The sequence below is a fragment of the Plantibacter auratus genome (assembly GCF_050587365.1).
Lineage (GTDB): Bacteria > Actinomycetota > Actinomycetes > Actinomycetales > Microbacteriaceae > Plantibacter > Plantibacter auratus.
The window spans coordinates 1,260,694-1,272,602 of sequence record NZ_JBOBFV010000001.1; the positions used below are offsets into that span (position 1 = coordinate 1,260,694).

Here is an 11,909-nt window from a genome sequence, read left to right on the forward strand (position 1 = left end):
GGCCGACGGCGCGCGCGACGAAGGGCCCGGAGCGAAATGCTCCGGGCCCTTCGTGTGGAACCGTGCCGACCCTGAGGTCGATCAGGGGTTCGCGTCAGCGGATGCTTACGCGAGCACCTTGGTGACGGTGCCGGCGCCGACGGTGCGGCCACCCTCGCGGATGGCGTAGCCGAGGCCGACCTCCATGGCGATGGGCTGGATCAGCTCAACGGTCATGTCGGTGGTGTCGCCGGGCATGACCATCTCGGTGCCCTCGGGCAGCGTGATGACGCCGGTGACGTCGGTGGTGCGGAAGTAGAACTGCGGACGGTAGTTCGCGTAGAACGGGTTGTGACGCCCACCCTCATCCTTGGACAGGATGTACGCGGTGCCCTCGAAGTTCGTGTGCGGCGTGACCGAACCCGGCTTCACGACGACCTGGCCGCGCTCGACGTCTTCACGCTTCGTGCCACGGAGCAGGAGACCACAGTTCTCGCCGGCCCATGCCTCGTCGAGCTGCTTGTGGAACATCTCGATACCCGTGACGATCGTCTTCTGCGTCGGGCGGATGCCGACGATCTCGACCTCGGAGTTGATCGCGAGCGTGCCACGCTCGGCGCGGCCCGTGACGACGGTTCCACGACCGGTGATCGTGAAGACGTCCTCGATCGGCATGAGGAAGGGCTTGTCCTTGTCGCGCACGGGGTCGGGGACGTTGGCGTCCACGGCGTCCATGAGGTCGAGGATGCTCTGCACCCACTTCTCGTCGCCCTCGAGCGCCTTGAGGCCCGAGACGCGGACGACCGGTGCGTCCTCAGCGAAGCCCTGCGAGGCGAGGAGCTCGGAGACCTCGAGCTCGACGAGCTCCAGGATCTCCTCGTCGTCGACCATGTCGGACTTGTTAAGCGCGACGAGCAGGTAGGGGACGCCGACCTGCTTGGCGAGCAGCACGTGCTCACGCGTCTGAGCCATCGGGCCGTCAGTGGCGGCGACGACCAGGATCGCGCCGTCCATCTGCGCAGCACCGGTGATCATGTTCTTGATGTAGTCAGCGTGACCGGGGGCGTCGACGTGCGCGTAGTGGCGCTTCGGGGTCTCGTACTCGACGTGCGAGATGTTGATCGTGATACCACGCTGACGCTCTTCCGGCGCGGAGTCGATCGACGCGAAGTCGCGCTGCACGTTGGTCGCGGACGGGAACTTGTCCGCCAGGACCTTCGAGATCGCCGCGGTGAGCGTGGTCTTGCCGTGGTCGACGTGACCGATCGTACCGATGTTGACGTGCGGCTTGGTCCGCTCGAACTTGGCCTTTGCCACTGTGAGTCCTCCTCAGGACGTTGTGCGGGACGCCGGGCACCATTCGATGCCCGACGCACTGCAGGGATGTGTATTCATGTTACGCGATCCGCCCGGGTGTTCGCACACCCGGCCGGACCGCGGTGAAGAGAGAGTGAGTGACTACTCGCCCTTGTTCTTCTGGATGATCTCGTCGGCGACAGCCTTCGGGACCTCCGCGTAGCTCTCGAACGTCATCGAGTACACGGCACGACCAGAGGTCTTCGACCGGAGGTCGCCGATGTAGCCGAACATCTCGGAGAGCGGCACGTTGGCACGGATGACCTTGACGCCGGTGGCGTCGTCCATGGACTGGATCTGTCCACGGCGCGAGTTGAGGTCTCCGATGACGTCGCCCATGTACTCCTCAGGAGTACGCACCTCGACCGCCATGAGCGGCTCGAGGAGGACGGGGTTGGCACGCGAGTAGGCCTCCTTGAGACCCATCGAGCCGGCGATCTTGAACGCCATCTCCGAGGAGTCGACGTCGTGCGCCGCACCATCGGTGATGATCGCCTTGACACCCACGACCGGGTAGCCCGCGAGGCCACCGACCTGCAGGGCGTCCTGGAAACCGGCGTCGATCGACGGGATGTACTCGCGCGGGATGCGACCACCGGTCACGGCGTTCACGAACTCGTAGGTCGTCTCCGGAGTGACGTCCATCGGCTCCAGATCGAACTGGATCTTCGCGAACTGACCCGAACCACCGGTCTGCTTCTTGTGCGTGTAGCCGTACTTCTCGACCTTGCGCTTGATGGTCTCGCGGTACGCGACCTGCGGCTTGCCGACGTTGGCCTCGACGTTGAACTCGCGCTTCATGCGGTCGACGAGGATGTCGAGGTGGAGCTCGCCCATGCCCTTGATGACCGTCTGGCCGGTCTCGGTGTTCTGCTCGGTGCGGAACGTCGGGTCCTCTTCGGCCAGCTTCTGGATCGCGGTGCCCAGCTTCTCCTGGTCGGCCTTGGTCTTCGGCTCGATCGCGACCTCGATGACGGGCTCCGGGAAGCTCATCGACTCGAGGACGACCTGGTTCTGCGGGTCGGACAGGGTGTCACCGGTGGTGGTGTCCTTCAGGCCGATGACCGCGTAGATGTGACCGGCGGTGACGAAGTCGACCGGGTTCTCCTTGTTGGCGTGCATCTGGAAGATCTTCCCGATGCGCTCCTTCTTGCCCTTGGTCGAGTTGATGATCTGCGCACCCGAGTCGAGACGACCCGAGTAGACGCGGACATAGGTCAGGCGACCGAAGAACGGGTGCACCGCGACCTTGAACGCGAGCGCGGTGAAGGGCTCGGTCGAGTCGGGGTGACGCTCCACGACCTTCTCCTCGTCGCGCGCGTCGTGGGCCTCGATGGCCGGGACGTCGAGCGGGGAGGGGAGGTAGTCGATGACGGCGTCGAGCATCGGCTGGACGCCGCGGTTCTTGAACGCGGAGCCACAGAGGACCGGGTACATGGTGCTCGTGATGGTGAGGTGACGGATCGCGGCCTTGATCTCCGCGACGGTCAGCTCTTCGCCACCGAAGTACTTCTCCATGAGTGCGTCGTCGGTCTCGGCGACGGCCTCGAGGAGCGCGGTGCGGTACTCGGCCGCCTTCTCCTTGAGGTCTTCCGGGATCTCCTCGATGGCGTACTTGGCGCCCATCTCGACGTCACCCTTGGCGTCTCCGCGCCAGGTGAGCGCACGCATCTCGACGAGGTCGACGACGCCCTCGAAGTTGGACTCGGCACCGATCGGCAGCTGGATGACCAGCGGCTTCGCGCCGAGGCGGCTGATGATCGTGTCGACGGTGAAGTAGAAGTCGGCGCCGAGCTTGTCCATCTTGTTGACGAAGCAGATGCGCGGGACGTCGTACTTGTCGGCCTGACGCCAGACGGTCTCGGACTGGGGCTCGACGCCCTCCTTGCCGTCGAACACCGCGACCGCGCCGTCGAGGACGCGGAGCGAACGCTCGACCTCGACCGTGAAGTCGACGTGGCCGGGGGTGTCGATGATGTTGATCTGGTTCTTGTTCCAGAAACAGGTCGTCGCGGCGGACGTGATGGTGATGCCGCGCTCCTGCTCCTGCGCCATCCAGTCCATCGTCGACGCACCGTCGTGGGTCTCGCCGATCTTGTGGTTGACGCCCGTGTAGAACAGGATGCGCTCGGTGGTGGTGGTCTTGCCGGCATCGATGTGGGCCATGATGCCGATGTTGCGGACCTTGTTCAGGTCGGTGAGCACGTCTTGTGCCACGGGGTCCTCCGGGGATAGGTAGGGGTGAGCTGATTCACTCGGTGACGCGAGGGCGGGCGGATCGCCCGCCCTCGCATCGGGCGGCGACTACCAGCGGTAGTGCGCGAACGCCTTGTTCGACTCGGCCATCTTGTGCGTGTCTTCACGACGCTTGACAGCTGCACCGAGACCGTTCGATGCGTCGAGGATCTCGTTCTGGAGACGCTCGGTCATCGTCTTCTCGCGGCGGCCCTTCGCGTAGCTCACGAGCCAGCGCAGGGCGAGGGTGTTGGCGCGGTGAGGCTTGACCTCGACCGGCACCTGGTAGGTGGAACCACCGACGCGGCGCGAACGCACCTCGAGGGTCGGGCGGACGTTGTCGAGCGCCTTCTTGAGCGTGACGACGGCGTCGCCCTGGTTCTTGGCGGTGACGCCTTCGAGTGCGTCGTAGACGATGCGCTCAGCGAGGCCCTTCTTGCCGTCCAGCAGGATCTTGTTGACGAGCTGGCTGACGATGGGGGCGCCGTAGACGGGATCGGCGACGACGGGACGCTTCGGAGCTGGACCCTTGCGAGGCATTACTTCTTCTCCATCTTCGCGCCGTAGCGGCTGCGAGCCTGCTTGCGGTTCTTGACGGCCTGCGTGTCGAGGGCGCCACGGACGATCTTGTAACGGACACCCGGGAGGTCCTTCACACGACCACCACGGACCAGGACCAGCGAGTGCTCCTGGAGGTTGTGGCCCTCACCGGGGATGTACGCGGTGACCTCGGTGCCGTTGCGCAGCTTCACGCGGGCGACCTTGCGCATCGCCGAGTTCGGCTTCTTCGGGGTGGTGGTGTACACGCGGGTGCACACGCCGGCCTGCTGGGGGTTGCTCTTCAGGGCGGGCGCCTTGGTCTTGACGACCTTGGGGCTGCGGCCCTTCCGAACCAACTGCTGAATGGTTGGCACTACTTGCTCCTTGATGATGACTGCACGGTGACAGTGGTACTGCAGCATTCGTGGACCGGTCTCCCGGATCACGAGGTCGTATGGACCCACCGGCGCCGCGCGAGTGCGCGTCGCTTTCGTGGTGGGTATGCCGTGGGGGCGATCGGCAACCGGGACCAGCCCGGCGGGGATCAACCCGATGGTGCAAGACTGCTGTCCACTCCCCCGAGCCAGGCTCCGGAGAACGTGGACAGCACGAGAGCGCACGACAGCGCGCACACCCAAACAAGACTAGCCCGCCGACAGGCTGTGGTCAAACGACGACGGCCCCTGGGAGCATCGCTCCCAGGGGCCGTACAGCTCGGCGTCTACGGGGACGGGACGAAGGTCGCGCCCTCGTCGGTGAAGCCCTCGATCGTGCCGCCGACGACGAAGTCGACGGGGTTGATGCTGTAGCCCGGACCGGTCTGGCCAGTGGCCGGGTCGGTCAGCGTGCAGGTCATCGACATGCGTCCGACGGTCTCGGAGTCGACGGTCCAGCCGCCTCCCGCGAAGTCACCGATCGTGAAGGTCGGGCGCGTGTCGAACTTCCAGGTCACACCGGAGGGGGTGAAGCCGGTGTCGTTGCGGATCTCGAAGGGGCACCCCTCCGGGGCGAGCTCCGTCGCCGCACCGCAGCCGTCGATGTACGCGTTGACGGCCTCCTCGACGGCGGTCGTCCCGGCGTCGGTGAGGGCGACGGCGAGCGTCGCGGGTTCCGCGGCCTGACCGAAGCCCACGGCCGTCGTGGTCGTCGCCTCGGCGGTGTACCAGTCGCTCTCGCTGAGGGCGACGTCGTAGGTGCCCGGGAGGGCACGCAGCTGGTACGAACCCTCGGCGATCGGTTCGACGTCGGTGAGGTCGACGCCGCCGACCGTCGCGACCGCGTCCTCAGGGGCGACCACATCGACCTGGACCGTGCTGAGTTCGGGAGCCTCGAGCTTCCACTTGTCGAAGAGCACGGCGTCCTTGCCCACCTTGGTGAGCGTGAACTCCTGGTCGACGCTCTCGCCGCCCTGGGTGAGACGGGCCTCGACGGTCGCGGTGTTCCCGCTGGTCGTCGTCTTCCCGATCGTGTAGCCGGAGACCTTTCCGGACGCCGCCTTGTACGCGTCGTCGGTCAGCAGCACGTCGGCCGCCGACACCTCGGTACCGGACAGCTTGAGCGCCTGTTCGGCGTCGCCCGACTTGAGGGCGTCGAGGTAGCTCTTGACCGTCACCTCCGGGGCGTGGAGGGCGTTGCCGACGCTGACGCCGACGATGCCACCGACGATGATGAGGAGGAGGGCGCTACCACCGGCGATGATGCCGGTGAGCCCCTTCTTCGAGAGCTTCTTCTTGGGCGGCTGCTGGCCACCGCCGTACCCGCCGGCGCCCTGCGCGTAGGGCGCCTGGCCGTACTGCTCCGTGGGCTGCTGGCCGTACTGCGCCGTGGGCTGCTGGCCGTACTGACCGGTGCCCTGCTGACCGAACTGCTCGGTCGGCTGCTGGCCGTACTGCGCCGTCTGACCGTACTGACCGGTCTGCTGGCTGTACTGACCGGTCTGCTGGTCGTACTGGCCGGTCTGCTGGCCGGACGACTGCTCACCGTACTGGCTGGACTGCTGCCCGTACTGCCCTGACGGCTGCGTCGGCGACTGCCCGTACGGCGACTGCTGTCCGTACTGACCCGTCTGCTGCTGGCCTGAGCCCGACTGCTGCGGACCGTTGCCCTGCCATCCCTGCTGTGGGTCGGGCTGAGCGGGTGGTCGCTGCCACTGGGGCTGCTGCGGGTTCTGATCTCCGGGATCGGTCATGGTGTTGCGCCCCCAATGAGCATGGATCGTGCTGATGACAAGTGCTCGAAAGTATAGTGACGGGTGTCGGACAACACGATGGGGAGATCTCCCCTCCTGCGTCCGGGTGAACCCCGACAGCTACCAGGGCGAGGTGGGGGAATCCAGCTCCAGCGCGAGGTCGTCGAGGAGCGCGGTGACCTGCGGTTCGACGTACCGCTCCACGGCGTCGTGGATGGCGAGGCGGTGCCCGACGAGGAGTTCGCAGATGCGGCGCCCGGTCTCGTTCGCGCACTGGTCGGCGAGGGCGATCTCGGTGCGCAGCGCCTCCTTCGCGTCGTCCGACAACGGCGGGGGTGGCGGGACGGCCCTCGCCTGGGATTCGCCGAGCTCCGCGAGGGTGAAGAGGTAGGGCTGCTCGGGATCCGGGTCGGGGTCGAGCTGCAACCCGTCGAACTCCGGGTCGAGCCCCTCCCCGGGGCGGTAGGCACGCTGCGCCTCGCGCAGGTCCGCCGCGCGCAGTTCGGCGCGGAGGACGGGGAGGTTCCGCTCGGTGTACTCCGCCACCGCGTGGTCGACGAGGGCCTTCATCCGGGTGGCCAGGCCGTGCTGCACCTGGTGCGGGACGTCGTCGACGAGGCCGGCCGCCCGGAGGATCGGCGACCCGATGCACCGGCGGCAGATCCGGGTGCGTCCACGGTGGGCGGCGGGGTGCCAGCGCGGCAGCCACCGGAGCCAGGCGTCGACGGCCTGGCTCACGCTGGTCTCGAGCGAGCGCTCCATACTCACCGAGGGTAGCGCCTCGGCGGTCGTATCGGCCTCAGCGCCGCCCGGCGGCGCGCTGGTCCCGTGCTGCTCGACGGGCGAGCGCACCGGACGGCTGCAGCCGGCTCACGAGACTGCGCTTCGCGCGGTAGCGGAACCGGCTCCGCTGGCGGGCGAACCAGCCGAGCGCTCCCTGTGCCCGGGAGGCCTCGGCCTCCGACCGCTGCCACAGCTCGTCGGCCGTCGTGTCGTCCACGTCACGACCGGAGAAGACGACATCGTCGGTCGTCCCCGCGAGCACGGTGAGCGTGGTCGCGCCCTCTGGTTCCTGGGCACCGAGCATGGACGCCGTGGCCGACCGCGTGGCGGCCGGGGGCACCGTGTACCCGAGCTCGGCGTAGCGGTCGATCAGCTCGTCCCACGCGCCGGCGGCGCTGCGGTCACCACTGCCCGCGCGGCGACGCTTCGTCCGCCGACGCTTCGCGCCGGAGATGGCGAGGAGCGGGATGAAGTACAGCGACACCGGGACACCCACGATCAGCGCGAGCCACCAGACCCACTCCGGGATCACGAGTCCGTCGTTCTTGTCCTTGTCGTCGCCATCGTCGATCGAGGCCTCGGTGAGGAGGCTGTCGTCGAGGTTGTCGCTGCGCGGCGGCTGACGCACCTGCGGCTGCGGCTCGGTCTTGGGCTTCGGGTCCTGGTCCTGCGGGATCTCGGTCTCATCGGGGGTCGGTGAGAACGCCACCCAGCCGTAGCCCTCGAAGGGCACCTCGACCCACGCCGTCACGTCGTCTCCGACGACCTGCACCGAACCCTGGCCCTCGGTCACCTCGGGCGCGAAGCCCATGACGACCCGCGCGGGGTAGCCGAGCGAGCGGGCCATGAGCGCGAACGCCGACGCGTACTGCTCCTCGTCGCCGACCATCGGTGTGCGGGTGAACAGCTCCGACATCCGGTCGGCACCGTGGCCGGCGCGTGACGGAGAGCTGTCCGAGGCGAGCCCGTGGCTGAGGAACCCGGTGGTGCGGAGGGTCTGCTCGATCGCGCGCAGCTGCCCCATGGGCGTCGTCTCGGTTCCGACGAACTCCGAGGCCTTCGCGACGACGATGTCGGGGATGTTCGTGACGGGCGGCAGCTCGACCGCTGCGGTCGGTGTCGTCGCGAGGGCCGTGTCGCTCGGGACGGCCTGCGTCGTGGTCCGCTCCTCGTAGTCGTCGCCCGTGCCGATGCCCGAGGTGATGACGGCCGCGCCGCTCTCGGCGTTGTAGCGGATGTCCTCGGATCGCTCGGACGCCTTACCGTCGAGGGTGAGCGCGCTCGGATATCCGACACTGGGCACCCAGATGTCGTCGTAGCCGGTGATGTCGATCGACACCCGACGGTCGCCACCGGCCGTGATGAGCTTCGGTCCGGGCAGGTGGTCGCCGACGAGTTCGAAGGCACCGGAGCCGTCGGTCGCCGTGGACGGTCCCGAGACGGTCCACAGGCGTCCGTCGTAGCTGTCCATGGCCGCCAGACGGATCCGATCCCCCGGCTTGAGGCCGGTGGCGGTGAAGAGCTTCGTCTCGGCGAGGTCCTTCGTGTACTCGCGGAACCCGGCGAGCGGGCTCGGGTACTCCAGGGGGTCGAACGGCGGGGTGACGACCTCGCGGAGGACGAACCGGGAGTCCGTGGGCGGTGAGGCGACCACGGCCGCGCCGCCGCCGACGACGACCGCGACGGCGGCGAGGACGGCCGTGCCGATGATCTTCTTGCGACGGAGGACGGCGGTGGTCGACGCCGCCGCGTTCTCGCCACGACCGGCACCCGGCCGCCACCCGAGCCAGAGGAGGGCGATCAGCGCGAACGCGATCCCGCGGACGGCCGCCAGGAAGGGCGTCTGCGTGCCGAGGAGGACGCCGAGCGCGTACAGTACGGTCGGGCCGACGAGCAGGACGGCGCAGCGCACGGCGACCTGCGGACGGCGCGGCAGCCAGCGGACGGCGAGCACGGCGGAGACCACCCCGACGAGCATCCCCGCGACGTAGGGCAAGGTCATGATGTAGGCGGGCGCGCTCAGCGGGGTCTGCAGGGTGACGAAGTCCTTCCACCCGAACACCGCCCCGATGCTGATCCCACCGAGGGTCCGCAGGTTCGGGAGGACCGCGAACGTCGCGACCGACGGCATCGCCAGGGCACTGCCGAAGACGTAGAAGACGAGGACGGTCGAGAGACCGGTCAGGAGGGCGTTCAGCCGGAGCGCGTGGGAGGCGACACCGACCGCCATGCCGAGCGCGAGACCGCCGAGGCCGGCGAGGAGGAAGCCGGTGCCGCTGAGCGCCGCACCGAAGCCGAGCAGGCCGAGGGCCGCGAGGACGAAGACGACGACGAGGTCGATCCAGGAGCGGCCGGGCAACGGCCACGGCGCGACGAAGGTCGGGACGATGCCCTGGACGTCGACGTCCGCGGCCGAACCGGCGGGAACGCGTCCGGGGCGCACGGTCGTGCGCTCGTCGACCCCGCTCACAGGGCCCTCGACATGACCTTGGCGAGGTCGCTCAGTGCCCCGACCGTCATGACGTTCATCCCGGCGACGTCCTTGATGCCGGCCCGTGCACCGCGTTCGACCCGGATGCCGAACACGTTGACGTCGGGACCGAAGAGGCGTTGGATCCCCCGGTACTCCTGTGCCTCGAGCCGCGAACCGGCGACGATGATGACGACACTCGGTGCAGGCAGACGCTTCGTGGTCTCCCGGGCGAAGGTGCGTGGGGTGTCGAAGGTGCCCTCGGCGAGCTGCAGCCTGCAGCTGTCGTCGAGGAAGGAGGTCACGGTGTGGGTCCGCAGCGCGAGCCGGTCGGTCACGACGCTGATCGGCACCTGGTCGAGGATCACCTGGGTCGCGATCGACGCGGTGAGCGACACCGCCAACTCGAACTCGTCCTCGTCGTCGGCGTAGTAGCGGGAGTCGGTCGTCATCACCATGGTGAGCTGCGACCGCCGAGTCTCCTCGAACTGCCGCACCATGAGCTGGCCCGTCTTCGCGGAGGACTTCCAGTGGATGTAGCGGCGGTCATCACCGGGGACGTACCCGCGGAGCGCGTGGAAGGAGATGTCGTTGTTCGTGATGGTCTTCGTGACGAGGCCCTCGAGGTCGCGGATGAGACCGGCGGCCGTCGGGTGGAGCCGCGTGGTCTCAGGGTGCACGAAGAGCTCGACCGGTTCCGTCCAGCGCACCTCGCGGCGCAGCAGACCGAGCTGATCACCACGGACCGACACGGCAGGCCCGGCCGGGATGACTGCTCGCCGGTTCGTCGGGACGGCGAACAGCTCCTCGTGCTCGCCGTCCTTCGGGATCGCCGGGATCGCGAACTCCGCGAGGCCGTAGCCCACGGGGACCTCGAGGCGCGTGGGCGTCGTGGCGCGGTTGCCGGGGTTGGCGATGAGGACCTGCCCGATCGCGCGCTCCCCGACGGTGACGCGGCTGGGGTTCAAGTGGATGGAGATGCGGAAGGTCGACCGCCCGAAGAGGTACGCGACGGAGGCCAGCAACGCGGCCAGCGGCACGAAGCCGAGGAAGACGAGCTCCGCCCACCCCAGGATGAAGCCGGCGACGGTCGCGATGACGCCGATCGCGAGCACGACCCAGCCGAGGCCGCTGACGACAGCGAGCACGGGCTGCGCAGCCGACCAGACGACCCTGGCCCAGGGCACGACGACGGCACCGACGCCGTCGAGCGCGCTGCGGAACGGGTTCGGCCGTCGAGCGGGAGCCGGCGCGCCATCGATGTGCGCATCGGGACCCTCGGGCCCCGCCTCGGCAGGCGCGCCGACCGTCGCCGTGCGGACCGGATCGGATCCGTCCGGCGCGGCGGCGGCGCGCTGCTCGAGGGTCTCGCTCATGCTGCGCGGTACGCCGGCGGAGCGATGCTGACGAGGACCCGGGCGACGACGTCCTGCGCGGTCACGCCGGCGAAGTCGGACTCGGGGTCGATGATGATGCGGTGCGCGAGGACGGCCTGCGCGAGGTCGTTGACGTCGTCGGGGGTGACATAGGTGCGTCCCTGCGAGATCGCCCAGGTCTTGACGGCGCGCACGAGGGCGAGCGCACCACGCATGCTCACGCCGAGCGCGACGTCCTGGTCGTCCCGCGTCGCCGCGACGACGTCGGCGACGTACTCGAGGATGCTGCCGTCGACGTGCACCTCGGTGGCGAGCTGCGCCATGGTGATGACCGCGCTGGAGGCGATGATCGGCTGGACCTTGGTCGCGCGCGCCCGGTTCGAGGCGTCGAGGAGCAGGTTCACCGAGGTCTGGCGGTCGGGGTAGCCGAGCGTGGTCTTGATGAGGAAGCGGTCGAGCTGCGCCTCGGGCAGTTTGTACGTCCCTGCCTGCTCGATCGGGTTCTGCGTCGCGATGACCATGAACGGCTTGCCGGCCTCGTAACTCGTGCCGTCGATCGTGACGATGCCCTCCTCCATCACCTCGAGGAGCGCCGACTGCGTCTTCGGCGAGGCGCGGTTGATCTCGTCCGCGAGCACGATGGAGGCGAAGATCGGTCCCTTGTGGAACTCGAAGATCCCCTTGCCCTGGTCGTAGATCGTCACACCGGTGACGTCGGACGGCAGGAGGTCGGGCGTGAACTGGATCCGCGAGCTCGTGCCGTCGAGCGTGTTCGCGAGCGCCTTGGCGAGCACGGTCTTGCCCGTGCCCGGGTAGTCCTCGAGGAGCACGTGGCCCTCCGAGAGCATGGCGGTGACGACGAGCTTGATGACGTGCTCCTTGCCGAGGATGGCCTGCTCGACGTTGCCGACGAGCTTGCCGAACGCGTCGGCGAACCAGGTGGCCTGTTCCTGCGTGACAGTCATGTGCGTGGGGGTGCTTT

General features: G+C 68.3%; 9 protein-coding genes. All 9 read right to left on the reverse strand.

What is annotated here, in order from left to right; translation table 11 throughout:
• Positions 1 to 105: 105 nt before the first annotated feature.
• The 9 genes from tuf to ACQ3HE_RS05990 all read right to left on the reverse strand — a co-directional run bounded on the left by tuf (position 106) and on the right by ACQ3HE_RS05990 (position 11,892).
• Positions 106 to 1,296, reverse strand: a complete 1,191-nt coding sequence (gene tuf / locus ACQ3HE_RS05950) for an elongation factor Tu (protein ID WP_064296705.1) — start codon at positions 1,294 to 1,296, stop codon at positions 106 to 108.
• Positions 1,297 to 1,437: 141 nt separating this feature from the next.
• A complete protein-coding gene (fusA, locus tag ACQ3HE_RS05955; protein WP_079705261.1) occupies positions 1,438 to 3,552 on the reverse strand; it encodes an elongation factor G in 2,115 nt (704 codons plus the stop codon).
• 87 nt (positions 3,553 to 3,639) lie between these two features.
• Positions 3,640 to 4,110, reverse strand: coding sequence for a 30S ribosomal protein S7 (rpsG, locus tag ACQ3HE_RS05960; protein WP_064296707.1), 471 nt, complete (start codon positions 4,108 to 4,110; stop codon positions 3,640 to 3,642).
• Positions 4,110 to 4,484 (reverse strand): 30S ribosomal protein S12, encoded by a 375-nt coding sequence (gene rpsL, locus ACQ3HE_RS05965; protein ID WP_056008169.1) that lies wholly within the window; start codon positions 4,482 to 4,484, stop codon positions 4,110 to 4,112. The genes rpsG and rpsL overlap by 1 nt, the downstream gene beginning before the upstream one ends.
• 347 nt (positions 4,485 to 4,831) lie before the next feature.
• Positions 4,832 to 6,298, reverse strand: coding sequence for a hypothetical protein (locus ACQ3HE_RS05970; RefSeq protein ID WP_430891671.1), 1,467 nt, complete (start codon positions 6,296 to 6,298; stop codon positions 4,832 to 4,834).
• Positions 6,299 to 6,418: 120 nt separating this feature from the next.
• A complete protein-coding gene (locus ACQ3HE_RS05975; protein WP_079705259.1) occupies positions 6,419 to 7,060 on the reverse strand; it encodes a spermidine/putrescine ABC transporter substrate-binding protein in 642 nt (213 codons plus the stop codon).
• A gap of 37 nt (positions 7,061 to 7,097) precedes the next feature.
• Positions 7,098 to 9,551, reverse strand: coding sequence for a transglutaminase-like domain-containing protein (locus tag ACQ3HE_RS05980; protein ID WP_430891673.1), 2,454 nt, complete (start codon positions 9,549 to 9,551; stop codon positions 7,098 to 7,100).
• The gene (locus ACQ3HE_RS05985) at positions 9,548 to 10,927 is read right to left on the reverse strand and encodes a DUF58 domain-containing protein (RefSeq protein WP_192018638.1); all 1,380 of its coding nucleotides are present in this window, start codon (positions 10,925 to 10,927) and stop codon (positions 9,548 to 9,550) included. Before ACQ3HE_RS05985 ends, ACQ3HE_RS05980 begins: the two co-directional genes overlap by 4 nt.
• Positions 10,924 to 11,892: an AAA family ATPase gene (locus tag ACQ3HE_RS05990; protein WP_079001701.1), complete on the reverse strand. Its 969-nt coding sequence runs from the start codon at positions 11,890 to 11,892 to the stop codon at positions 10,924 to 10,926. Before ACQ3HE_RS05990 ends, ACQ3HE_RS05985 begins: the two co-directional genes overlap by 4 nt.
• Positions 11,893 to 11,909 lie beyond the last annotated feature (17 nt).